Here is a 24,784-nt window from a genome sequence, read left to right on the forward strand (position 1 = left end):
TTGGCTGCTCAGCAATCGCTTAACCCCTTGCCGGAAAATCCATGACCACGCTCAATCGACGCAAATTCATCACGCTGGCAGGCGGTGTTTCGCTTGCGTTGGCGGCGCCTTCCTTCGCGTTCGCCGAAGGCGGTTCGTTAGCCGACATCCGCAAGCGCGGCAAGCTGACGGTCGGCACCGAAGCCGCTTACGAGCCGTTTGAATTCGTCGAGAACGGCCAGGTGGTGGGCTACGGCCACGACATCCTGGGATACATGGCCGGCAAGCTCGGCGTGCCGCTCAACCAGGTCAATCTGCCGTTTCAGGGCCTGCTGCCGGGCCTGATGGCACACAAGTTCGACTTCGTCGCGACGAGCGTCGGCATCAACCCGGAGCGGGCGAAACGCTTTGCGTTTTCCGAACCCGTGGGCGTCGTCGATACCGTGCTGGTGACGCGCGCCAGCGACGCCGGCATCACCAGGCCCGAAGATGTTGCGGGACACGTGGTGGGCACGCAGATGGGATCGTCGTCGCAGCCTGTCGCGCAAGCCTTCGATACGCAACTGAAAGCCAAGGGCGCCGGCTACTCGGATCTCAAGCTGTTTCAGGCCTATCCCGACGTCATGGTCGCGTTATCCAACAAGACGGTGGACGTGAGCATCATGCCGTCGAATATCGTTGCGGTGCTGATGAAGCGCGAGCCGGGGCAGTATCGCGTGATAGGTAAAATCGGGGATCCGAAAGTGCTAGCGTGGGTCGCCCATCCAGACGACAAGGAAATCCGCGCGTTCATCAACACCTCGCTCGACGAGCTAACCAGGAACGGCCAGCTCGCCGGCCTGCAAAAAAAATGGTTTGGCTACACGATGAATCTGCCGACCAGCGGTTACCTGCCTGAAGGCGCGGTCTGACGCGGGACGCTCAATGCCGTCCTTTGTCAGCGCACAGATCACCGCGCTTGAGCCCTTCCTTCACGACGTGCTGGGTGGCGCGCTGATCACGATCGCCGCGAGTGCACTCGCATTTGCGATCGGCATTGTGTTCGGTTCGATCCTGCTGGTTGCGCGTCTGCTCGGCGGCCGTGCGCTGGCGTGGCTGGTAGTCGGCTACGTCAGCGCGATTCGCGGCACGCCCGCGCTGATCCAGATGATGGTGGCGTACTACGTGCTGCCGGCGGTGCTGAATCTGCCGCTGTCGCCGCTAGAAGCCGGCGTTCTTGCGCTTGCCATGAATACCGGCGCATACGTGTCGGAAATCCTGCGCGGCGCATTCAATTCCCTCAGTGGCGGCCAGTTGCCCGCCGCGCGCGCGCTCGGCATGCGCGCCGCGCAGGCCTGGCGCTACATCGTGTTTCCCCAGTTGTTCTATCGCTCCATCCCGCCGCTCACCAACGAATTCACCATGCTGCTGAAGGCGTCGTCACTGATGTCGATCATCGCGGTCCATGACCTCGCGACCGTGGCGCGCGACGCCACGCTGCAGACGAACTTGCCGCTGCAGGTGTTTTCCGCCACCGCAGTCGTCTATTTTGGAATCCTGTTCGTGGCGTCGTCGGCATCGCGCGGGCTCGAGCGCCGGGTGGCTAAGGTATTGCCCAATGTCCATTGACCCGTCCATCGTCGAGCAATCGGTCGGCCCGCTGCTGAAGGGCCTGAAAGTCACCGCACAGGTCTGCGGGCTCGGCATTCCGCTGGGCATTGCGGCGGGCACCTTGGCCGCGTATCTGTATGGATCCCCAGCACGTCTCGCGCGTTCGGCCGCGTTGACCTATGTCGAGATTGTGCGCAATGTGCCGTTTCTGATTCTTGTCTACCTCAGCTTTTTTGGCCTGCCGAAGCTCGGCATCTCGATGCCGGCGTTTGCGATCGGTGTGGCGGCGACGGCGTTTTATACCGGCGGCTATTTCTGCGAGATCCTGCGCGCCGCATTCGGCAGCCTGCCGCGCGGACAGTTACAGGCGGCGCGCTCGCTCGGCCTGTCGGAATGGGACGTGCAGTGCCACGTAGTCCTGCCGCAGATCTTCGGCTATCTTGCCCCGGCGACGACCAGCCTCACCATCATGATGTTCAAGGACTCTTCGATTTTCTCGGTGATGAGCCTCTCCGAGCTCACGTACCAGAGCAACCTGCTCACCGCCGATACCTTCGCCTACGTCGAGGTGCTCGGCACGACCGCGCTGATCTACTGGGTGTGCAGTGTGCTGCTGGACCTTGCCGGCCAGTGGTCGGAGCGCTACGCAACCCGTTACCGGCGGGCCTGAGAGGCAATGCTTTACGCCCCTTTTTTAATCCAGTTTGATAAGGAATACAGATGATGGAAAAGCCGCTCACCGTCGCACCGAAAACCGGCCATAAAACCCTGCTCTACGCTGACCTCGCGCTGGACCTCGACCACCTGGAAGCAGACATTGCCGTGCTCGGCATGCCCTACGGCGCTGCGTATTCGGCCGCCGATTTCACCAACGACCAGACCAACGCGCCAACAGCGATCCGCCAGGCGACTGATCGCGTCGTGCGTTCGCCCGGTCATTACGACTTCGATATCGACGGCCCGCTGCTCCAGGAGCGCGATGACATCCGCTTCGTCGATTGCGGCGACGTGATCGCGGACCTCGCCGCCCCCGGCAGTCACTATCAGCGCGTCGAAGCGGCCGTCCGCAAGATTCTCGCCGCCGGCGCGCTACCCATTGTGATGGGCGGCGACCACGGCATCACGACACCGGTGCTGCGCGCGTTCGATTCGCTGGGGCCCATCACGCTAGTTCACGTCGACGCTCATCTCGACTGGCGCGACGAGGTCAACGGCGTGCGCGAAGGGTTGTCGAGCCCCATCCGGCGAGCCTCGGAAATGGCCCATGTGGCGAAGATCGTGCAGATCGGTCTGCGCGCACAGGGTAGCGGACGCCCGGAAGAACTTCGCGCGGCAAAGGCGTACGGGTCCGAACTGATAACCGCGTACGAACTGCACGACATCGGCATGGATGCGGTGCTCGCACGCATTCCCGATGGCGGCAACTACTACCTGACGATTGACGCCGACGGCCTCGATCCCTCCGTGATGCCGGCGGTAGCCGGTCCCGCACCCGGCGGCGTAACTTTCGTGCAGGCCCGCAAGCTGATTCATGGCCTCGTGCGCAAGGGTCGCGTGGTCGGCATGGACATCGTCGAAATCCAGCCAGCCAAAGACATCAACCAGATCTCGTGCATGACGGCCGGGCGGTTGATCCTGAATCTGATCGGCAGCGCGATCCGCGCGGGCTACTTCGATCGCCTCAGCTGACAGTGGTAATCAATTGGAGACGCACAGCATGATGGAACATACCCGTATTCGTCCGTTCAATACCCGGGACACTTATCCGGAGCAATCTCTCGACAACGACCTCGCACAAGCTGTCGTCGCCGGCAATATGATTTTCCTGCGTGGCCAGATTGGCCAGAATCTCGACACGCATGAATCGGTGGGCATCGGCGACGCGGCCGCGCAGGCCGAGCAGGCGATGGCCAACATCAAGATGCTGCTCGAAGAAGCCGGCAGCAAGCTGGCAGACATTTGCAAGGTAACGATCTATCTCACCGACGTCAGGTATCGCGAGGCGGTCTACCGCGTGATCGGCCGCTGGCTCAAGGGCGTGCATGCGGTATCGACCGGCTTGACGGTGGTGGCGCTTGCGCGGCCGGAATGGGTCGTCGAAGTGGACGTCATCGCCGTGAAATCATAAGAGGCCTGGTGCTAAAGAACCGCCGCCGCGCCGTCCGGCGGCGCACTCTCGCCCCCTGCCTGACCGGATTGCACCCATCGCCGCCCCAGAGAACCCGAAAACGAAACCCAGGCAGCCTCGCTTCACCCCCGTGCAAGCATTTGTGCGTCCCCGGACAAGTCCGCGAAATTTCCTCCACCTACGCTTGCACTAGTGCGATGCAACAAGGCGTGCATGGGGTACGCCTTTGACATCTGCCGCTCAGGGAGTCTCGGGATGCATACCAATCTTGTCGATCATAGGCATGGCTTGCGGCGTGCCGGCGGCACGCGTCGCCGCTGGCATGAACTGCTCCTCGGCGCCGTCTGCCTGCTGGCGCTGCTGATAACGGGCCACGCCAGGGCAGCCAGCGCGGCCGTGCCTGGCGAATGCAAGGCGCTGCAGGCGAAATATCCGCAATTCAAGGGCAAAACCTTCGTCAATGCGATCAACCCGCACACGCCCGGCTATGAAGCACTAGACCCGAACGATCCGAGTAAATACGTCGGCTTCGATATCGACCTGGGCGAAACCATCGGCAATTGTCTCGGCTTCACGATGACATACAAGCCGGTTACGTTCGCCGCGCTGTTGACGACCCTGCAAAGCGGTCAGGCCGATATCGTGATTTCAGATATTTACGCAACGGAGGAACGTGCCAAGGCTGCGGACTTCATTACCTACTCGAAGGTGTTTGACGGTGTGCTCGTCGCCAAGGGCAATCCGAAGAAGATTACCGGTATCAATCCGTCGCTGTGCGGCACGGCCGCCGCGGAAAACACCGGCTACGTCGAAGTGCCGCTGATCCAGAATCTCGCGCCGGCTTGCAAGGCAGCCAGCAAGCAGGAAGCTGCAGTGCAACTGTACGACAACAACGCGAACTGTATTCAGGCGATCCTTTCGGGCCGCGCCGATACGTACATCAACGACGTGAACACGGTAGATCAGGCGGTGAAGGCGTACCCGGATCAACTCGAAAAGACGACCGCGGTGACACTGCCGTATTCGGTCGGTATCGGTGTACCGAAGGACAAACCGGAGTTCCGCGCAGCCGTGATGGCGGCGCTGGTCGCGATCCAGAAGGCCGGCATCCAGACCGACCTTTTGAAGAAGTGGTCGCTCGGCGCTGAAAATCTCGAAACACCCAAGCTGATCGTCTCGAACTGATGGACCTGTTCCTGCACTATCTCGCGCTGCCGTATCTGCTCAAGGGCATCGGCTTCACGATCGCAGTCACACTCCTTGGGCTCGCCGGAGGGCTCGTCGTGGGGCTGGTGCTCGCCTGCATGCAACTCAGCAGAGTCGGGCCGCTCGCTCTTTTCGCGCGCGGTTATACGGTGATCTTTCGCGGCACACCACTGATCTTGCAACTGGTGTTCGCGTACGATGCATTGCCGCATATCGGGCTGAAGCTAAGCGCGATCGGCGCAGCAGGACTCGCGCTGGCGGCCAACGAAGGGCCGTTCATCGCCGAGATCCTGCGGGCCGGTGTGCTGGGCGTCGAACGGGGACAACTGCTCGCCGGACAGGCGCTCGGCATGACGCCCACCGTGCTGCTGCATCGCGTCATCGCACCGCAGGCAATCCGCATGATCGTGCCGGCGCTTGGCAACGAATCGGTGAGCGCATTGAAGAACTCATCGCTTGCATCGGTGATCGCAGTCGACGAGCTGACACTGCGCAGCACCCAACTCGCCTCGTCGACGTTCGACTTTTTCTCGATCTTCTTCGCCTCCGGATTGATGTACCTGTTGCTGACCGGTGCGATTGCCGCGATCCAGTTGATCGCCGAGGCCGCGCTCGACCTTGACCGCCCAGCGTCTGAACGCTTCGCACGCTTGCTGCCGTGGCGCCGCACGAGTGTCGCGGTGAGCACGTCTCGCGCGAGTATGCCGTCACCGGCCGATGCATCGCTCGAACAGCAGCCGCTCGCCACGCTCCGCAAGCCCGACCCACAGCCGGACCGCTCGAAACGCTACGCAGAACTGACCAGACAACGCGCGGCGGTTCAGGTCAGCAACCTATGCAAACGCTACGGCGACCAGACCGTGCTGGAAGGATTCGACCTGACGGTGCGCGCCGGCGAGGTCGTCGCGCTGCTCGGGCCGAGCGGGTCCGGCAAAAGCACGCTGCTGCGCTGTATCAACCATCTCGAACAATGGAACAGTGGTGAAATCCGCATTGATGGGCAACGGCTCGGCTTTCGTGTCGATGGCCGCCCGATGACCCCGCACGAGATCGCCAACGAGCGGGCAAGCGCCGGCGTCGGCATGGTGTTCCAGCATTTCAACCTGTTCAGTCACCTGACGGCCTGCGAGAACATTGCGGGACCGCTGCGCTGGGTGCACGGCATGGCGCCCGCCGACGCCGAGCGCCGTGCGCGCGAACTGCTCGAAAGTGTCGGTCTCTCGCAGCGCGCCGATGCATTGCCCCGTCATCTGTCCGGCGGTCAGCAGCAGCGCGTCGCGATTGCCCGCGCGCTCGCACCGCGACCGCGCGTGCTGCTGCTCGACGAACCGACCTCGGCGCTCGACCCCGAGCTCGTCGGCGAGGTGCTCGAAGTGATCCAGCGGCTCGCCATCGAAGGCGGTCTGACGATGATTATCTCGACGCACCAGCTGCGTTTCGCCGACGAGGTGGCCGATCGCGTCGTGTTCATGAGCGGCGGCGCGGTGGTTGAAGAAGGTCCCGCGCACGAAATCCTCACGCATCCGCGCCATCCGCTGACCATGCGTTTTCTGAACGTAATGGGCGCCGACAGCCGGCTTGCAGTCCCATCGTGATCGTCGCCGTCAATGCGCTCTTCCAGACCGCGCTCAATGCATGCGTCTTCGCATCGGCTGCGATCACCCACACGATTGTCCACCGCCCGGCTTCGCGCGCGGTGCTCCCAGCGAGGTTCAACCCAATATGAAGCACCACACCCTCCCTGTGTCGCCAGAGACCGTTCATTGGGGCTATTTCAGCAAAGCCGTCGCACCCGCATTGACCGTGCGCTCCGGTGACCGCGTCACGATCGAGACACTCACGCACCATGCCAACGACGACCACGAGCGGATGATCGATGGCGACCCCGGCGCAGAGAGCGTCTTTCACTGGACCCGCGAGCACAAGGCGGTCTCGCGACGCGGTGCCGGCGCAACCGAAGGCCCCTTCACGCTAGGCGCCGGCGAAGGCGTCGGCGTGCATCTGCTGACCGGGCCCATCGCTGTCGAAGGCGCTGAACCCGGCGATGTTCTCGAAGTGCGGATCCTCGACGTGCGGCCACGACCGAGCTGTCATGCATGCTATCGGGGCCGCTGTTTCGGTTCCAATGTCGCGGCTTCGTGGGGCTTTCAATATCACGATCTGATCGAGGAGCCGAAGCCACGCGAGGTGGTCACGATCTTTGAACTCGATACCTCCGGCGAGCCGTTTGCACGCGCCGTCTATAACTACGTGTGGACGCCGCAGACCGATCCGGACGGCATCGTGCACGCGAGCATCGATTATCCCGGCGTGCAGGTCGATCATGCGTTAGTCAAAAAGCGCGAGAACATCATGCCGAATGTGAAGGTGCCGGCCCGGCTGCACTTCGGCACGATGGGACTCGCACCTGCCGAATCCGATTACGTCAGTTCGATTCCACCCAGCTACAGCGGCGGCAATATCGACGACTGGCGAGTCGGCAAGGGAGCGCGGATGTACTACCCGGTCGCCGTCGAGGGTGCATTCTTCTCGGTCGGCGATCCGCATGCGGCACAAGGCGACAGCGAACTCGGTGGCACGGCCATCGAAACATCGCTGACGGGCGATTTCGAGCTCGTACTGCACAAGAAGAGCGACCTGGACGGCACGAGCCTGGAGGGTCTCACCCACCCGATGCTCGAAACGGACGATCAATGGTCCGTGTACGGGTTCACGTTTCCCAACTACCTGGCCGAACTCGGCGCGAACGCACAGCTCGAGGTGGCCCAGCACGCCAGCCTCGACAGGGCGATGCGCGACGCGTTCCGCAAGCTGCGCCGCTTTCTGATGACGGTGCACCGGCTCAGCGAGGACGAGGCCATCGCGCTGATGTCGGTTGCCGCCGACTTCGGCGTCACTCAGGTCGTGGACGGCAACTGGGGCGTACACGGCTCGATCCGCAAGAACGTGTTCGCGTGAGACACGCTCCAGCGTTCGAGGTGCCGATCGACGCAACAGGTCGCGTCAGGGAAATCAGATGCGCCAGCGCGGTGCATATGCGCGAGGCTGGCGCACGCGCGCGCACGACGAAGGTGGACCTTGGCTCGCTGCGCGTCGTGCAGACGCGCCGCAGCACCGTGATGCTCAATGGCGCGAAGGTTGCTTTCAGGTGCACGACATGACGCGCCCGACCCGTCTGATCCAGGCGCAAGGGTACCGGGCGCCGCGCGACGCAGGTGCGTCGTCAGCCACCGCCCTGGAGTCCACGTTGGATCTGCAGCGTTTCACCACCGAGTCCTATCCGGAAGTCGAACGGCCTCGCGCCTGGCGCGAGGCGCTCGACCGCATGGGCCTGCAAACCGGTGCGCTCGCCGCAGGCCGGCCCTTGCATGGGACGATCAAAACGCAGACATCGATTGGCGGCTTCGATCTGAGTCTGCTCGCCTCGGTGGCACAGACCCTGGAACTGAATACGTCCGCGGCTGATAGCCTGCTGATCGTGCTGAATGTCGACGGCGACGCCATGCTCATTGCCGATGGCAGGCGCGAACCCGTCGCGCCGAACGACCTGGTTTACCTGCCTTCGCGCGAACACGCATCGCTCGCTTTCGAAGCCGATTTCCGCGCCTTTGTCGTACGGGTACCGCGCGCGACGATCAGTGCGCGATTGCTCGCGCCGTCGTCGATGCGCGCCGGGCGGATCGCGGCCGACGCCGGTATCGGTCATGTGTTCTCGGCGTTTCTCATGTCGATTGTGGAAAACCTCGATACCTTGTCGGTGAGCGAGTTACGCCCGCTCGAACTGGCGCTCGCCGAGTTCCTGATCGCGAGCCTCGCGGTGCATCAACGCGAGGAAAACATCGGTGGCCTAACTTCGACCCAGGCTGCGATTTTCTCGCGCGTATGCCGCAGCATCGATGCACGCCTCGCCGATCCGGACTTAAGCTTGGCGCCGATCGCGAAAGAGGAGCGTGTTTCGCCACGCTATCTGCAGAAGCTGTTCGAAACGGTCGGCCAAAGCTTCTCGACGTATCTGCGCTCGCGCCGCCTCGAACGCTGCCGTGCCGAACTGATCGACCCACTGTACGAAAAGATGTCGATCTCCGACATCTGTTTCCGCTGGGGCTTTAACGACCCCGCCCATTTCAGCCGCGCGTTCCGCGAGCAATATCACACCACGCCGCGCGCCTTCCGCCACGAAGCCAGCCTTGAACTTGCGCGGCATCTGGTCCAGCGCATTTCACGCGGCCTGCCGTTCAACGCCGAGGCGTTGCTGATTCACGCGCAAGCCGGTGCACAGGCCGCAAGAACGAAGGCAGCACACACTGATCACGCAGCGGCCAACGATACGGATACGCTCGTTGCGAATCCGCCGGTAAAGACGCATACCGGCTACGGGAAAGGAATCGGCCGCGCGCCAGGCAAGCCACGGCATCATCTGCTGCGCGCGACCGCTAACACCGTTCACTGGGGCTACTTCTCCCACGACCTGAAGCCTGTGCTCGAAGTGGAGAGTGGCGATACCGTGACAATCGAGACGCTGACGCAGCACGCCTCCGACGATTGGGCGCGCATGGTAGCGGGCGACCCCGGTGCCGAAAGCGTGTTTCACTGGACCGCCGAGCGCAAGAACGTGAACCGGCGCGGCGCCGGGCCGATCGATGCGTCGATCTATGGACGCGGTGCGGGAGAAGGCTTCGGCGTGCATATTTGCACAGGCCCGATCGCCATACGCGGGGCAGAGCCCGGCGATGTACTCGAAGTCAGGATTCTCGCCGTGCATCCAAGGCGTTGTGCCAATCCGCAGTTCAGCGGGCGTGCCTTCGGTAGCAATGCCGCCGCGTGGTGGGGGTTCCACTACCGCGAGTTGCTCACTGAACCGAAACCGCGCGAGGTCGTCACGATCTACGAACTCGATGCCGAGCTACCTGAGCACGGGGCATCGTATGCGCGCGCGGTCTACAACTACCGCTGGACGCCGCAACGCGATCCGTTCGGTGTCGTGCATCCGACTATCGACTATCCAGGCGTTCCCGTCGACCATTCGACGGTCGAGGAAAACTACGGCATCCTGAAGGGCGTCAAGATACCCGTGCGCCCGCATTTTGGGCTGATCGCAGTCGCGCCGCAGCAGAACGGCTTGATCGATTCGATTCCGCCGTCGGCCTTCGGCGGCAACCTCGATAATTGGCGCATCGCGCAAGGCGCGAGTGTGTATCTGCCGGTCGGGGTGGCTGGTGCCCTGCTCTCGGTGGGAGACCCCCACGCATCGCAGGGCGATTCGGAACTGTGCGGCACCGCGATTGAATGCTCGCTGACTGGCGACTTTCAGCTCGTACTGCACAAGAAGGCCACCCTGGCCGGCCAGCCGTATCTGGACCTGACCTATCCGCTCGTCGAAACCGCGGACGAATGGGTGCTGCACGGCTTTAGTCACGCTAACTATCTGGCCGAGTTTGGCACTCACGCACAAAGCAAGGTGTACGAAAAATCGACACTCGACCTCGCGATGCGCGACGCGTTTATCAAAACGCGCCGCTTTCTGATGACCACCAAGGGGCTCAGCGAAGACGAAGCCATCTCGCTGATCTCGGTTGCGGTCGACTTCGGCGTGACGCAAGTGGTCGACGGCAACTGGGGCGTGCATGCCATCATTCGCAAGGCGTTGTTCGCGTCATAGCGAAGTCGATGACAAGCGAGTGCAGATTCAATGCCTCGCCTGGCCGGCTGTCGACCCACCCTGCGCGAGCCCTTCATCAGGCGCGTCCGTAACAATCGATTTCAGCGCCACCCGGTTCGCCGCCAGTTTGACGAAGTCGGGCATCGGCCGCCGCAACGCATCGTCGAAGCTGAATGCGCTTTCCAGCGCCTGAGCAATATCCAGCACGCGACGATCGCCGCGGAACGGTCCCACCAGTTGCAGCCCAAACGGCATGCCGGCATGGTCCGTTCCGGCCGGCAACGAGAGCGCGGGATGCGTCAGCAAACTCACCACGTAGGTCAGTCCCAGCCAGCGGTAGTAATTTTCGAGCGGGCGTCCATCCATCTCCGTGAGCGCGACCTGTTGCCAGGGGAACGGCGAGACGGGACAGGTCGGCGAAACGATCAGATCGTACGTGTCGAACGCGGCCTGGAAGCGCCGAAATATGCGGGTCTGCTCTGCATGCGCCCAGACGGCGTCACCGAGCGACATGGCCAGCCCCATCTCGTAGTTGGTACGCGTATTCGCTCCCAACAGATTGGGGTCACGCTCGTAGATCTCCTTGAAGCCCGCGATGAAATTCTGCGCGCGAATCACATCGAAACAGCGGTTGACCTCGCCCAGCTCAAAACTCACCGGTTCGCAGACACCGACGTAGCCCGACAGCGCCGCCATCTTCGCGCGAAACGTCTGCCGCGTAGCTTGAGATACCTCGCAGACTCCGAAGTCTTCGGTGTACCCGATCCGCAACGCATTCAGATCGACGTCGCGTGCCCGCAGAATGGTCCGGAAATCGCACTCGACGCCGAGCGGTTCGCCACCGTGCAGGCCCACCGTCGCCGCCATCTGCAGACGCATATCGGCCACGGTGCGCCCCATCGGGCCCGACACGGTCAGTGGCGACCAGCCGAGCAGACGGGTGTCGCCAGGCACCAGTCCCGGAGACGGGCGAAATCCCACGACACCACAATACGCAGCGGGAATACGCAGCGAGCCGCCGGTATCGGACCCCGTGCACAAGGGCAGCATGTTCGTCGCCAACGCGACGGCAGAGCCACCGGACGAGCCGCCGGCGTTCAGCGCGGGATCGAAGGGATTACCGGTGGCGCCCCATACCGCGTTGCGTGTATTGGCGCCCGCACCCATTTCCGGCGTGTTGGTCTTCGCGGTCAGAATTGCGCCCGCGGCGCGCAAACGCGCGACCATCGCGTTGTCGTGAGCGGGCACGTTGCTGCGAAATATCGGCGAGCCGTAAGTCGTCAGCAGACCGCCAGTTTCCTCCAGGTCCTTTACACCTAGCGGCAGCCCATGCAGCAAACCCAGTTTTTCACCACGCATGACCGCCTGCTCGGCAGTGCGTGCTTCGCTGCGCGCCTGTGCGAAACGCGTCGCCGCGAGCGCATTGACGCTGGGATTGACGGCTCGAATCTGCGCGATACAGGCGTCCAGCAGTTCGACCGGCGAGAGCTGGCGGCTGGCGATCAGACGCCTGGCGTCTACCGCCGACAACGTGTTCAATGCAACGGAATCCATATGCGGGCTTTCCCGACTGATGATTGAGGGACGATCAGCCCGATTTTCTCTGAAGCCGGCTCTCCGTGTCGAGCCACTGGTTCACGTACTCGACCACGGCGTCGCGGGTATTTTCCAGGTGGCTACGGGTTTGCGCATATACGGCGTCGACATCGCCCGCCTCGTAGGCCGCGAGAAGTCCTGCATGCTCGCGATTGTTCGATGCCATGATGTCTTCATTCACATGCATCGAAAGACTCACGTAAGGACGCGCCGCGAGCGAAAGCGATTCACACATGTCGAAGAGGCGCGTGTCCGCCTGGCTCTTCACCAGATGCGAGTGGAAGTCTTCGTTCAGCAGCGACCACTGTTCCGGCGATGTGGTCGCCTCCATCGCGTCGTGCGTGCCTTGCGCCGCTTCCAGATCGGTTGCCGTAAGCTGCACGCAGGCGCGCTGCGCCAGCATTGGTTCGAGCATCATGCGCAGTTCATAGATGCCGGTCACATCCGCGAGCGTTAGCCCTCGGGTGACGACGCCCTTGTTCGCGTCAATCGAAACAAGACCTTCTGCGCGTAAGTCGCGAAACGCCTCACGTACCGGCGTCGTGCTGACGCCAAGACGCTTCGCCACCTCCTCCTGACGCAGATGCGTGTTAGCCGGATACAGCCCTTGCAGGATTTCCGCTCTAAGCGTACTCAATACATATTGTTGAGCTGTCCGATAGAATCTGGTCAATGCCCTACCCCAAAACAGTTTCGATCCACGCTGCGGCTTGCAGGGTCGGCAGATCGTCACCCTGTCTGCCCAGCACCTGAAAACCTAGCGGCATGCCGTCCGAAGTTTGCCCCGCAGGCACCGTCACAGCGGGAACACCGAGAAGACTCCACGGCGCGCAGAACGTCGCGTCACCCGTATCGGCGAGACCCTCGGGCGCTCCACCCGTTGCTGGTACCGTCACCAGCGCGTCGCAGCCGTCGATGAAACCAGCAAATTCGCTGCGTAGCTTCGCCTGAAGCGCCAACGCGGTTTCGTACTTTTCTGGTGACACCGCTGCGCCTGCGCTCGTCAGCGCAAGCATATGCGTACTGATCAGGTCCGGATGGTCCGCTGCTAACGGTCCGATCGCGCGAGCTGCTTCAACCTGGAGAATGGTCTGCAAGGCATCAAGCATCGACGGCATCGCGTCGAACGGATCGAGTTCGATCAATGTCGCGCCCGCAGCCTGCAGGCGCGCGAGGGTGGCATCGAAACTGGCCTTCTGTTCCGGTGTCACGCGGTCCCAGAACGGCGTACGGACAACACCGAGCTTACGCGGCGGTTGTGCCGTAAAGTAGGTATGCCAGGCATCGAGACTTTCGAGCACCTCGGGTTTCGCGTCGACGAACAGCGCGTGACAAAGTGCAGCGCCTTCTACAGTCCGGGCAAAAAATCCCACGTGGTCCAAAGACGGCGCCAACGGATGCACGCCCGCCTTCGATACATTGCCGTGACTCGGCTTATAGCCGACCACACCGCAAAACGCTGCAGGCCGGATCACCGAGCCGACAGTCTGCGTGCCGACCGCAAGCGGTACGATGCCTGCACCGACCGCGGCGGCCGAACCACTCGACGAACCGCCTGGCGTATGAAGCCGGTTCCACGGATTGACCGTCGGACCCGGCTCGCGCCAGGCAAATTCGGTGGTGACGGTCTTGCCGAACACAATGCCGCCGAAGTGGCGAATCCGTTCGACGATCCACGCGTCCTCGGCAGGCTGAAAACCTTGATAGATAGGCGAGCCGTAGGTCGTCGGCATGTCGTGCGTCGCCATCAGATCCTTCACGCCGATCGGCAAACCAGCCAGCGGTTTAGCCACTGCGTTCACGGTCTCGTAGCTATCGGGCCGGTAGACGAAGGCCTTCAGCCATGGTTCGCACTCTTGAGCACGTAGCTGCGCGGCTTCGAGCCGCGCGCGACAAAGCTGCGGATCACCGCGACTGGCAATCAGTTCGGCGATAAATGCGCCACTCTGCTCACTCATTTCGCACTGGCCTTTGCAAAGGAATCGTCTACCGCGCTGTCGTACGTGACACTGCCCGGCTTGATATTGCCGATGTATTCCTGCAGGTCCAGCGCATTGCGGAACGCCTGCTGCGAGATGTCGGGGTTCGCCGCATAGATTTTCTGACTGATCAGACGGTCCACCGCAGTCTCCACGATCTTCTTGTCGAGCGTCGGAAACTCCGCCACGGCTACAGCCTTGGCCGTATCGGGCGATTGCTGGATCAACGCTTCCGCTTGCGCGACCGATTTCACAAAGGCCGCCACCATCGCAGGCTTCGACTTGATCGTGGCCGCAAGCGTGTCCATCGTCGAGAAAGCGTAACCGCCAGGATAAGCCTTGGGAAACGCATAGAGAATCTTGTAGCCCGACGCGATTCCCTGATCCACTTGCGGCTCATAGATCGCAGCAGCCTCGGCGCGTCCTGCCGAGACGGGCGCCAGTTCAGTGCCGATCTGCACCGTATTCAGATTGACGCCAGCGACTTTCTCTTCTTTGATCAGGCGCTGCAGCAGATAGGTGCTGGTCGACGGCGGCAATGCGGTCGACACCGTTTTGCCCGCGAGGTCCGCTGGATTCTTCAGCGCCGAGTCGGGCGGCGTCAGGATCCACACCGGCACGCCCGCCACGACATTCGCCACGTTGACGAGCGTTGCGCCTTTGAGGTTAGCCAGCACCGCGGTCATCGGATCCTGCAGCGAGAAGTCGGCGTGGCCGCCGATCACCGCGGCAACGCCTTGCGCGCCGCTGCCGGCCGTGACCTTCTGCACGTCGAGACCGTTCTGCGCGAACAGGCCCTTGTCTATCGCGACATAGAGCGGCAGATACTGAATCGATTGAAATGCCTGGTAGACCACCACTTTTTCCGGCGCGGCTACTGCGGACTGACTCGCCGCCACCGCAAACACCGCACCGGTCGCGGCGCCAAGCATGAACCGGTTAAGCGTCAGAATGCTGAACGACGACGGTTTTCGCTGCGAGACAAGAGACTGCTTCATCGCTTCGTTTTCCATGAAATGATGCGGTTTTCCGCGAGTTGAACGATCCAGGAGAGCAGCGTCGCCATCAACGTCAGGATGATGATGCCGAGCCAGACTGTATTGAGGTCGAAGAGCGAGCCTGCCACGAACACGGCATGACCAAGACCTGCTTGCGACGCGATGTATTCGCCCACGACGGCGCCGATCAACGCGAAGCCGATATTCACGCGCAGCGTCGAGAAGATCCACGGTAGCGCGCCCGGCACGATCAGTTTGCGAAAGATCATCCCGGGCTTCGCCTTGAAAGAGCGAAACAGGTTCAACAGATCCTGGTCGACTTCGCGCGCGGCGGCGCAGGAGGAAATCATCGCAACCGCGAAAGTGGAGATACCGGCCAGCCAGACTTTCGAGGTCATGTCCGAGCCGAACCAGATGACAATCAGCGGGCCGAGCGCAATCTTGGGAATACTGTTGAGAATCACTGCAAAGCCTTCCGTGACACCTGCTACGCGCGGCACGAACCAGAGCAGCAAGCCGAGCCCTATCCCCAGACCGCTGCCGATCACGAGTCCCAGCACGGTCTCATACAGCGTCGTCAACGTGTCCGTGATGAGACTGCCCTGCGCGAGTCCCACTGCCGCGGCTTTATAGATCCCGAGTGGCGAGCCGAACAACTGGCCGTTGATCCACCCGCGCCCGGCGGCCACCTGCCACAGCACAACGAGCGCCACCATGATCAGCGTCACAACGCCACTGGTCGCTCCCAGGCCTTTCAGACGCCGCACACGCATACGCCGTCCTGCTGTTTGTGCTGACATAACTGCATCACTCATGTCGACGCTCCTGCATGATGAATCGTATTGCTGCGCAGACCGCCCCAGATGCGCTTATGCAAGGTGCGAAACTCCGGCGCCTCGCGAGCCGATACCGCCGTGCGCGGCCCCTGCGTAGACAGTTTGACGTCGACGGAGTCTTCGATGCGCGCAGGCCGGCCGCCGAGCAGAATCACCCGGTCGCTCATCGCAATCGCCTCTTCGATGTCGTGCGTGACGAGCACCACGCTGGTTCCGCTGCTTTGACGCAGCGCCATGACGTCGTCCTCGAGTGCGAGGCGCGTTTCATAGTCGAGGGCCGAGAACGGTTCGTCGAGCAGCACGAGGGTGGGGTCGACCAGCAGTGTGCGGGTCAGCGCAACCCGCTGCCGCATGCCGCCCGATAACGCCTGTGGGTAGGCGTCGACCACCGAGGTCAGCCCATAGCGCGCGAGCATCTCACGGGCGCGGGCGATGTCGTGAGGCGTTACCTTTCTGTAAAGCTCGATGCCCAGCAGCGCGTTTTGCAGGACCGTGCGCCACGGCATCAGCAGATCTTTTTGCAGCATATAGGCGATGCGGCCCGCACCGCCGTCCGCGCGGCGGCCGACTTCGATACGCCCGCTTTGCGGGCTAAGCAGTCCCGAAACCAGATTGAACAGCGTGCTCTTGCCCGCGCCGCTGCGACCGACGATCGAGACGATCTCCCCCGCTCCGACGCTGAAATTCAGCCCGGAGAAGAGCGCGGTTCGCACGCCGTCGTCGGTTTCGAATCCATGGTTAAGACCTGCAACCGTAAGGCGGGGATCCGGCCGGACATTGGGAGAAGAAACCGCCTTTACGGACTCCGACGATGTCGTCGAATCCGGCGTGTTCGGTGTGTTCATTGGCAAGCCCGAAATCCGTTGTGCACAATGCACAATGAGCGAAAAAAATTCGGATCACAACTCGCCATAAAAAAATCTAGAGATTTACACCGATGCCTACCGAAGGCGCTTTGTCAGGATGGCGGTGCAGTTTCTTTAGTTTTTTGTAATGCCGCCTCAAGCAACGGCGCACCGAGTTCCGCACCGTGAATGCCCGTCGTGCTGACAATCTCCAGCAGTTCCATGATTTCCTCGGCCGTTGCTCCGTAGCGCAGCGCGTTACGCATGTGAAGCTTCAGTCCCGGGACGTACAGATGCGTGGAAGAAGCGTCAAACGCGCAGTAGATCAGTTCCTTGACCTTCGGACTCAGCACGCCGGTTTTCCATGGCACCGATGAAAACTCGACGTAAGCTTCAAACAGATCGGGATCGAGTTCAAGCAGCCCCTCCCAGGTGGGATGCCAGTAGCCGCGGTTCTTTTCAAAAGCCGCCTTCAATGCGAGCCTTCGATCGTCGAGCGGTGCGGGGCCCGTGCGCAGGCCCTCTTCCTCCAGCACTTCAAGCAGTACCGGCACGCCTACATTGCTTGTATGGATGCCGATCGTGCACACCAGTTCGAGCACCTCCATCAATTCATCGCGCGTCGCGCCGAACGACAAGGCGCGCTGCAGATGATGCGCGACGCCCGGCGCGTACAGTTGCGTCGCGCAGGCATCGGCGGCGAGCGCGATGAACGCCCGGACCTTGTCGCCAAGATGGTTTTTCCGCTGCGGCACGCAAGAAAACTGCAGATAAGCCGCCACGAAACCCGCGTCGAGACGCAACATGCTCTCCCACTCGGGAGACCACGCACCATGCACGCGGATGAATTCGTCCTTGATATGCTGGACGTCGTGCTCTTGAGATGACGGCTTGCCTGACTCGCTTGAACTCATCGCGTTGTTCCTGTCGAAAGCGGGGATGGCCGTGTGTGCGCCATCCTGTTGGTGCCACGATCAGCGTCACACGCCGGCCGGATAGTCCTTCTCTGCGACTTCTTCCTGCCACGTCGCCTTGCCGAGCGATGTCGCGATATGCACCATATAGCTGCTGTCGCTCGCGCCATGCCAATGCCGCTCGTTCGGTCCAATGAAGACGATGTCGCCCTGGCGAATCGGTTGGGGAGCTTCTCCATCCTTGCATATCCAGCCCTTGCCAGCCGTGACCGTCAATACCTGACCGTACTCGTGCGTATGCCAGTAAGTTCTGCCTCGCGGGGCAAACAGCACCGTGTTGATCGTAACGCCATCAGTCGCCGGCATCACCGGATCGGCCCACACCTCGCCCGAAAACGTCTCGCCCCGAAGCTCCGATTTCGCGCCGTCCGTCCTGCCGTGAAATACCTTCATGCCTGCTTCTCCTTTTCTCAGTTGTCCTTGCCAGCGTCATGCAACCGCACGCCGCCCGACACATCGCCGATCGCATCGACGACCCGATTGCTGATCACATCGCCATAGCCGAGTGCCGTACCAAGGCCGAAGCTCGCCAACGGCCCTGCGGAATTCAGCGACATTACGCCCAGTTCTCGCACGCGGTCCACATAGAGCACCACGTCTTTGGTCATCAGCTTGCCGGTGAGACCGCCTTCCAGATAATCGCCGTCGACGATCTTCGGAAAGCGGTTCAACGTTGCAAAGTTGACCCCGCTGCTGCTGTTCAGCACATCGAGCAGCAGATGCAAATCGAGGCCGGCCTTTTTCCCGGCCACCATCACTTCAGCGCTCGCAGCAAGGCTCACCGCATTCAGAAAGTTATTCAGCAGCTTGGTCGTGTGGCCTGTTCCGCTCGCGCCCATGTATGCGATCTTTGCGCTGATCGGCTTGAATGCCCATTTCAGCTTGTCGACCGCGCCGGCGTCGCCGCCCACCATCAATGTCAGCGTGCCCTTTTCAGCGGCCGCTGCTCCGCCCGAGATGCCGGCGTCGACATAATGAACGCCACGTTCTGCGAAAAGTTCTGCCAGGCGGATGGTGGAACTGGCCGCGGCCGTGCTCAGATCGACCACGACCTGCCCCGAGCGGCAATGCGCGAGCACACCATCCTCCCCTTCGACCACCGCCTCCACGATTTTGCTGTCCGGCAGGGACATCATCACGACATCCGCGAATGCCACGACATCGCGCAGCGTACCGGCAGGCTGTGCGCCAGTTGCCGCAATACGATCCTTCACGGTATCGAAGCCGAGTACAGCAATACCTGCATCGACGAGCCGTCTCGTCATCCGGCCACCCATGTTGCCAAGGCCGATAAAGCCGATCCGATTCTGATTCATGAAACGCGTCCCTCTTAAAGAAAGCAGTTGCTTTAGAAATCGACGTCCTTCGTTTCCGGGCCCATTAGTGCACCGACCATCCCAATCAGGCCGCCGAGGCACAGCAACGCGACCGCCGTCATACGCAGCGGCATGAATGCACTGAGCCAGTTCATATAGAACGCGTAGAACGACGGAATGATCACGGAAAGACTAAAGCCGACGCCGAATCCGGTTGCGCGCACATCGGTCACGAAGCGCTCGTTGATGTACGTGACGATTACGCCCCATGGTGACGTCACGAGTACGGCAAGCACACAGACGAGAAAAATAATCGCTGTCAGGGACAAACCCTCGACATTAGCCAGCACATACAGCAGCGCCGCGCCAACCGTTGCGATCAACGGTCCGACGATGACAAAGAAGCGGCGGCGTCCGATCCGTTGCGCGATCAGCCCCGAACCGATATAGCTGAAAAACAGCACGAAATAGGTGATCATCAGCGTCGATGCCATCTGGAAGCCCGACAGGTGCAGCGTTTTCACGAGCAAGCCGGTGGGAAGAAAGATCGTCACAATGTTTTGTGTGAGCCAGAAGCCGGTCATCATCACCAGCACCTGCAACAGGTTGCGTCCGCTCTTGCCGCGAATCAGGTCGGTAAGCGGCAGTTTTTCGGCCTGCGCAGCTTTGTCAGCGGTTTCGCTTTGCCAGATTTCCGACTCCGCGACCTTGCGCACGTAGTAGGTCGCGAGCACACCAGCGAGCGCCGCGCCCAGCACGAAAGGCACACGCCAGCCCCACTGCGCATACGGCGAATTCATGCCGTTGAGCGGAAAGAGCGCGAACATCAGCATCGCGACGAGGTTGATCGTCACATAGGCTGCAGGAAAGCCCGCAATGATGAAGCCGCCGACGAAGCCGCGCTGCTCTTTCTTCGAGTATTCGATTGCGAGCGGCATGGCGCCGGTGTAACCGCCACCCAGAAAAATGCCGTCGACAAAGCGCAGCAACACCAGCAACCAATACGATGCGAGGCCGATACTCTGATATCCGGGCAGCAGCGCAATCAGCAACGTGACCACCCCGAAACCCGTCACCGACCAGATCGACGCCTTACGTCTGCCGATCCGGTCCGCGATCATGCCGAACAGCAATGCGCCGACCGGCCTGCCGAGTAAAGTTGTGATGAAAACCAGAGACGCCAGAATCGTCTCTGTCCCGGTCGAAAGATGCGGCGGTTGAAAGAACCCGAGCACCGGCGAGAGTACGACGACCGGTAGGTAAATATCGAACATGTCGATAAACTCGGAAAAGAACGCGCCCTTGATCGCATTGCGCCTTTTCGTTTCGATCGACTGCTCGCCTTCCGACTGGACTACGTCATTGGCAGTTATGGTTTTCATCGTTGTCTCCTGGGTGTTGGTCTGCCACGTAATCAGGCCGTCGAGTTCTCCGCCTCGTAGGCCTTGATCGCTTCACTCGCGACGCGGAATGCCGCCAGCGCAAGCGGTGCTCCGCAATAAACAGCTGCCTGCATCAACACCGCGCGAATCTCGTCGCGCGTCACGCCGTTGCGCAATGCGCCCCTCACGTGCACCCCCAGCTCGTGGTGCTGGCTCATCGCCGTCAGCATGCCGAGGTTCAACATGCTGCGCGTCTTGAACGACAACGTCGTATCGCCCCAGATGTCGCCCCAGCAGCATTCGGTGACGAACTTCTGCATCGGGCGATTGAAGTCGTCCGCGTTGGCCCACGACTTCTCCACGTGCCCTGCACCGAGTACCTCCTTGCGGTTCTCAAAGCCTTTGTCGAAGCGTTCGCTGTTGTCCATGGTGAGATCCTCTCTGGTTCATTGCGGTTTCAGATTCAAACCGTCCTGTTGCCGGACACGCTGATTGTCCGACAATACAAAAGTGCAAAATTTTTTTGCCTCATCCGCTCTAGCCGAACCGGACAGGGCCAACAGTAAAGCGGCTTGCGTCAGGCCGGGCCATATCCGACCATCGACTTCGTCTCCAGATACTCGCGCAGGCCGGCTTCGCCCCACTCACGGCCATTTCCCGAGCGCTTGTAGCCGCCAAACGGCGCACCGAAATCAGCCGCGGGATAGTTCAGGTGCACACCGCCTGCGCGCAAGGCGCGGCCTACTTTCCGTGCGCGCTCGAGGTTGGCCGATTGCACGTAAGCGGCGAGACCATAGTCGGTATCGTTGGCAATGTGGATTGCCTCTTCTTCCGAGTCGTAAGCGATGATCGAGAGCACAGGTCCGAAGATTTCCTCACGCGCAATCGTCATATGTGGCTTCACGTCGGCGAAAACGGTGGGACGCACGTAGTAGCCGTGTCCAATGCCGGCAGGCAGGCCCGTCCCGCCCGTCACGAGCCGTGCTCCTTCGTCGATGCCCTTCTGGATCAGTGTCTGCACGCGGTTGAACTGATTACGGTTAACGAGCGGTCCGAGTTGCGTAGCCGGGTCGTCGGTTGGACCCAAACGGTAAGCCTCTGCGGCACGCTTTGCGATTTGCGCGGCGTCGTTCATCAGATGACGCGGCACGAGCATACGGGTAGGAATCGAGCACGACTGACCGGAGTTCGTAAAGCACGCTGCCAGGCCACGCGTCACGGCCTCGTCGAGGTTGACGTCGTCGAGCAGGATGTTCGCGGACTTGCCGCCAAGCTCCTGAGCGACGCGCTTAACCGTAGGCGCTGCCGCCTGCGCAACCAGCACACCCGCGCGCGTCGAACCGGTGAACGAGACCATGTCGATGCCCGGATGCGAGGCGATCGCCGTGCCAACGCCAGGCCCGTCTCCATTGACCAGATTGAACACACCGGCAGGCACTTGCGCTTCGTCGAGCACCTCGGCGAACAGCAATGCGCTCAATGGCGAATACTCGCTGGGTTTGAGCACCATCGTGCAACCGGCCGCGAGCGCCGGGGCGATCTTCACTACGATCTGATTGATTGGCCAGTTCCATGGCGTAATCAACCCACATACGCCGATGGGCTCCAGCACGACGCGCGTGCTGCCACGTTGCTCTTCGAAGTCAAAGCGCTCGAGCACGTCGATCAGTGCATTGAGATGCGCCGGCCCGCGCGCGGCCTGGCCGCTGCAAGCAAAGGTAATCGGCGCCCCCATTTCACGGCGGATCAGTTCGGCAAATTCGTCGTAGCGGCGCTCGTAGACTTTCAATACGCGTTTGAGAAGCTCGACGCGTTCGCGGACATCCGTGGCGGACCACGCCGGAAACACCCGGCGTGCGGCAGTCACGGCCTGATCTACATCTTGTGCATTGCCTAGCGCAATCTGCCCAATCGTTGTTTCCGTGGCCGGATCGACCACATCGAAGCGGATCTCGGACAAGGGCTCGACCCATTGTCCGTCGATAAAGAACTGCGCTGTGTGTGACATGATGGACTCCGAATCTGTCGGTTTCAGTTCAGGATGCATCGCGAGGCAATAGCCGGTAGAGTTCCGTGTGATCCGTGGACGGTGTCGAACGCTGCGCTGCCTCATCCCAGACTTCCGCGCACGTCGCACCGAGCGTCATCGGATAACCGACGGATTGCCCAAGGGCCCGTGCAATCTTCAGGTCCTTGTTCATCAGTTGAAGCGCGAAGCCTGAAGCGAACGTGCCACTCAACATGAACTGCTTGACCTTGTTCTCGGACGTGTTGCTGCGGCCCGACGACGCATTCAGCACGTCCGTCATCACCTCGGGTTCGATGCCGAAACGCTGCGCGATGTGCAACGCCTCGACAGTCGCCGCGAGGCCCGCGGCTGAGACGTAGTTGTTCAACGCTTTGGCGGCATGGCCCGAACCCGCAGCGCCAATATGAAGCACGCTCGTTCCCATCGCGTCGAGCAGCGCCTTGCAGCGAGCGAGGACTTGCGCATCGCCGCCGACCAGGATCGCCAGCGTGCCCTCCTTGGCCCGCTTGACGCCGCCCGAGACCGGCGCGTCGAGATAGGCTAGACCGCGCTCTTCGAGCGTCGCACCGAGCTTGCGCGAACGCTCGGGTTCCGACGAACTCATGTCGATGACGACCGCGCCTTTCACAAGCCGGTTCGCCCAACCGTTAGCACCGTCTCCAAGCAACACGCTTTCCACGATCGCCGAATTGGGCAGCATCGTGATCAGCACGTCTAGCTCCGCGGCGTTTTCGGCTTGCAGGCGCTGGCCGCCGGTTTGTGCGGTCAGCGTATCGACACGAGCGGCATCCGCATCGTCGAGATATAGTTCGAACCCGCTGCCAGCGAGACACTGCACCATCGGCGTACCCATCATGCCGAGTCCGATGAAGCCGATGCGTTTCGGTTGGGTCATGACATGCGTCTCCTACTTCAACGCCGAGAAGGCCGTCGGCGTCAGAAAGTGATTTTCGACGCGCTCGACAATCGGTTTCTCCGCTTCGGTTGCGGAGCGCTTGGCGATCCACTCCGCGTCCGCCTGGAATGCGTTCCACTTCTGCTCGCGCTCCGCGAGACTCTCCCACTTCACCATGTAGGTGAGCGTGTGATTGCTAGGACCGATCAGCGTGGTCCAGAAGCCGATTTGCTCAATGCCGTATTTCTCGAAGAATCCGAGCGTGATGCTGGTAAAGCGATCGAGCAACGCCGGCAAACGCGTGGGGGCGCAGTGATAAATACGCATTTCAACGATCATGTAGTTCTCCAGTTACGGTTGTGTGGTCTTCTATTGTGCTGTATTTCCGCAGCGGCGATCAGGCGCCTCAGTCCGTAAGCCCTTCGTTAGACGACCAACGTTCGACGTATTTGACGAGTTCGGTCATATCGCGCTTCGTGCCGTCCTGCATTGCCGCGTAGTTCCATACCTGGCGCGCAACATTGCCCACCCACATCGGCACGCCGAGGGCCTGGCATTCTTCGACGGCAAGACCGATGTCCTTGCAAACGCTGCCGATTGGAAAGCCGAAATCGAAGGTGCGCGGTAGCACCTGCTTCGGAAACTTGTCCAGCGTCGCGCCGTTTTTGCCGCTACCCGCGTTGATCACGGACATCATGACTTCGGGATCGAGGCCGCCGCGCATCCCTGCGACGAACGCCTCGGAGGTAATGGCGAAGGCAGTCGACGACAGCATGTTATTCAGCAACTTCAACAGCTGGCCCTGTCCAGGTTCTTCGCCCACGATGAACACCTTGCCCAATACTTCGAACAATCCGCGCACTTCGTCGACCGCCGCCGGGTTGCCTGCGGCCATGATCGCAAGCGTGCCTTTCTTTGCACCTGCTGCTCCGCCGCTCACCGGTGCATCGACGGTCGCGATGCCTTTTTCCAGCAGTCCGTCGGCGACTTCCTTCTCGGTGCGGGACCCGACGGTCGACAGGTCAACCAGAATCTTCACGCCGCTGCCTTCAATCAGGCCGCCATCGCCTAGCGCGACCTGCCTGAACACGGCTGGAGTGGGCAGGCTTGTAAACACGATGCGCGCGTTGTCGGCTACTTCGCGAACAGACTTCGCTGCCCGCGCGCCAAGCGCTGCGAGTTCCGCGACCGCCTGTTCGTCACGGTCGTAGACAATCAACGGGTGACCGGCTTCGATCAGACGCCGCGCCATCGGACGGCCCATCACACCTACACCGACAAAGCCGATTTGATTCTGTTGCTCACTGCTCGACATGATTTCCCTCATCCATGAAAGATCGTTTGTTTCGCGTTGCTGCAGCGTTGTTTCAGC

The 24,784-nt window shown here is 61.4% G+C and carries 24 protein-coding genes and 1 pseudogene; 10 read left to right on the top strand and 15 right to left on the bottom strand.

The features are described from left to right. Positions 1-41: 41 nt before the first annotated feature. The 10 genes and pseudogenes from P3T24_RS24500 to P3T24_RS24545 all read left to right on the top strand — a co-directional run bounded on the left by P3T24_RS24500 (position 42) and on the right by P3T24_RS24545 (position 10,562). A complete protein-coding gene (locus P3T24_RS24500) occupies positions 42-890 on the top strand; it encodes a transporter substrate-binding domain-containing protein (RefSeq protein ID WP_429409818.1) in 849 nt (282 codons plus the stop codon). A 13-nt stretch (positions 891-903) separates the two neighbouring features. Next, on the top strand, positions 904-1,587 hold the full coding sequence (locus tag P3T24_RS24505) for an amino acid ABC transporter permease (RefSeq protein ID WP_429409820.1): 684 nt from the start codon (positions 904-906) through the stop codon (positions 1,585-1,587). Next, a complete protein-coding gene (locus P3T24_RS24510; RefSeq protein ID WP_074267999.1) occupies positions 1,577-2,239 on the top strand; it encodes an amino acid ABC transporter permease in 663 nt (220 codons plus the stop codon). The genes P3T24_RS24505 and P3T24_RS24510 overlap by 11 nt, the downstream gene beginning before the upstream one ends. Positions 2,240-2,292: 53 nt before the next feature. Beyond that, positions 2,293-3,258: an agmatinase gene (locus tag P3T24_RS24515; protein ID WP_429409960.1), complete on the top strand. Its 966-nt coding sequence runs from the start codon at positions 2,293-2,295 to the stop codon at positions 3,256-3,258. A 31-nt stretch (positions 3,259-3,289) separates the two neighbouring features. Then, entirely contained in the window at positions 3,290-3,697 is a 408-nt protein-coding gene (locus tag P3T24_RS24520; protein ID WP_429438836.1) for a RidA family protein, read from the top strand. Between the two features lie 255 nt (positions 3,698-3,952). Beyond that, positions 3,953-4,882 carry an ABC transporter substrate-binding protein gene (locus P3T24_RS24525; RefSeq protein WP_429409822.1) on the top strand — a complete coding sequence of 310 codons (930 nt, stop codon included), beginning with the start codon at positions 3,953-3,955 and terminating at the stop codon, positions 4,880-4,882. Further along, entirely contained in the window at positions 4,882-6,498 is a 1,617-nt protein-coding gene (locus tag P3T24_RS24530; protein ID WP_429409824.1) for an amino acid ABC transporter permease/ATP-binding protein, read from the top strand. Before P3T24_RS24525 ends, P3T24_RS24530 begins: the two co-directional genes overlap by 1 nt. Before the next feature lie 130 nt (positions 6,499-6,628). Further along, positions 6,629-7,861, top strand: a pseudogene (locus tag P3T24_RS24535) (acetamidase/formamidase family protein); the annotation flags it as partial. After that, the gene (locus P3T24_RS24540) at positions 7,858-8,064 is read left to right on the top strand and encodes a hypothetical protein (RefSeq protein ID WP_429409826.1); all 207 of its coding nucleotides are present in this window, start codon (positions 7,858-7,860) and stop codon (positions 8,062-8,064) included. The pseudogene P3T24_RS24535 and the gene P3T24_RS24540, both read left to right, overlap by 4 nt. Positions 8,065-8,150: 86 nt before the next feature. Continuing rightward, positions 8,151-10,562 carry an acetamidase/formamidase family protein gene (locus P3T24_RS24545; RefSeq protein WP_429438839.1) on the top strand — a complete coding sequence of 804 codons (2,412 nt, stop codon included), beginning with the start codon at positions 8,151-8,153 and terminating at the stop codon, positions 10,560-10,562. Positions 10,563-10,589: 27 nt separating this feature from the next. Here the strand turns inward: P3T24_RS24545 and P3T24_RS24550 are convergent, their stop codons facing one another. The 15 genes from P3T24_RS24550 to P3T24_RS24620 all read right to left on the bottom strand — a co-directional run bounded on the left by P3T24_RS24550 (position 10,590) and on the right by P3T24_RS24620 (position 24,772). Next, positions 10,590-12,116, bottom strand: coding sequence for an amidase (locus P3T24_RS24550; protein ID WP_429438637.1), 1,527 nt, complete (start codon positions 12,114-12,116; stop codon positions 10,590-10,592). 34 nt (positions 12,117-12,150) lie between these two features. After that, a complete protein-coding gene (locus tag P3T24_RS24555) occupies positions 12,151-12,795 on the bottom strand; it encodes a GntR family transcriptional regulator (protein WP_429438639.1) in 645 nt (214 codons plus the stop codon). A 40-nt stretch (positions 12,796-12,835) separates the two neighbouring features. Then, a complete protein-coding gene (locus P3T24_RS24560; protein WP_429438642.1) occupies positions 12,836-14,116 on the bottom strand; it encodes an amidase in 1,281 nt (426 codons plus the stop codon). After that, positions 14,113-15,135 (bottom strand): ABC transporter substrate-binding protein, encoded by a 1,023-nt coding sequence (locus P3T24_RS24565; RefSeq protein WP_429438645.1) that lies wholly within the window; start codon positions 15,133-15,135, stop codon positions 14,113-14,115. The genes P3T24_RS24560 and P3T24_RS24565 overlap by 4 nt, the downstream gene beginning before the upstream one ends. Beyond that, a complete protein-coding gene (locus P3T24_RS24570; RefSeq protein WP_074267993.1) occupies positions 15,132-15,950 on the bottom strand; it encodes an ABC transporter permease in 819 nt (272 codons plus the stop codon). The genes P3T24_RS24565 and P3T24_RS24570 overlap by 4 nt, the downstream gene beginning before the upstream one ends. Next, complete coding sequence (locus P3T24_RS24575; RefSeq protein ID WP_083611678.1) at positions 15,947-16,816, bottom strand: ABC transporter ATP-binding protein; 870 nt, start codon at positions 16,814-16,816, stop codon at positions 15,947-15,949. Before P3T24_RS24575 ends, P3T24_RS24570 begins: the two co-directional genes overlap by 4 nt. A gap of 113 nt (positions 16,817-16,929) precedes the next feature. Beyond that, the gene (locus P3T24_RS24580; RefSeq protein ID WP_429438648.1) at positions 16,930-17,730 is read right to left on the bottom strand and encodes a carboxymuconolactone decarboxylase family protein; all 801 of its coding nucleotides are present in this window, start codon (positions 17,728-17,730) and stop codon (positions 16,930-16,932) included. Positions 17,731-17,796: 66 nt separating this feature from the next. Then, complete coding sequence (locus P3T24_RS24585; protein ID WP_074267991.1) at positions 17,797-18,183, bottom strand: cupin domain-containing protein; 387 nt, start codon at positions 18,181-18,183, stop codon at positions 17,797-17,799. A 17-nt stretch (positions 18,184-18,200) separates the two neighbouring features. Next, positions 18,201-19,106 carry an NAD(P)-dependent oxidoreductase gene (locus tag P3T24_RS24590; protein ID WP_429438651.1) on the bottom strand — a complete coding sequence of 302 codons (906 nt, stop codon included), beginning with the start codon at positions 19,104-19,106 and terminating at the stop codon, positions 18,201-18,203. Positions 19,107-19,138: 32 nt separating this feature from the next. After that, positions 19,139-20,488, bottom strand: a complete 1,350-nt coding sequence (locus P3T24_RS24595) for an MFS transporter (protein WP_429438654.1) — start codon at positions 20,486-20,488, stop codon at positions 19,139-19,141. A 32-nt stretch (positions 20,489-20,520) separates the two neighbouring features. Continuing rightward, entirely contained in the window at positions 20,521-20,916 is a 396-nt protein-coding gene (locus P3T24_RS24600; RefSeq protein ID WP_429438657.1) for a carboxymuconolactone decarboxylase family protein, read from the bottom strand. 149 nt (positions 20,917-21,065) lie between these two features. Beyond that, the gene (locus P3T24_RS24605) at positions 21,066-22,496 is read right to left on the bottom strand and encodes an aldehyde dehydrogenase family protein (RefSeq protein ID WP_429438660.1); all 1,431 of its coding nucleotides are present in this window, start codon (positions 22,494-22,496) and stop codon (positions 21,066-21,068) included. A gap of 28 nt (positions 22,497-22,524) precedes the next feature. Then, positions 22,525-23,412, bottom strand: coding sequence for an NAD(P)-dependent oxidoreductase (locus P3T24_RS24610; RefSeq protein WP_429438663.1), 888 nt, complete (start codon positions 23,410-23,412; stop codon positions 22,525-22,527). A 12-nt stretch (positions 23,413-23,424) separates the two neighbouring features. Continuing rightward, the gene (locus P3T24_RS24615; protein ID WP_122156458.1) at positions 23,425-23,751 is read right to left on the bottom strand and encodes an NIPSNAP family protein; all 327 of its coding nucleotides are present in this window, start codon (positions 23,749-23,751) and stop codon (positions 23,425-23,427) included. Positions 23,752-23,818: 67 nt separating this feature from the next. After that, the gene (locus tag P3T24_RS24620; protein ID WP_429438841.1) at positions 23,819-24,772 is read right to left on the bottom strand and encodes an NAD(P)-dependent oxidoreductase; all 954 of its coding nucleotides are present in this window, start codon (positions 24,770-24,772) and stop codon (positions 23,819-23,821) included. Positions 24,773-24,784 lie beyond the last annotated feature (12 nt).

Origin of the sequence: Paraburkholderia sp. GAS33 (assembly GCF_050436645.1) — a bacterium.
Taxonomy (GTDB): domain Bacteria; phylum Pseudomonadota; class Gammaproteobacteria; order Burkholderiales; family Burkholderiaceae; genus Paraburkholderia; species Paraburkholderia phenazinium_B.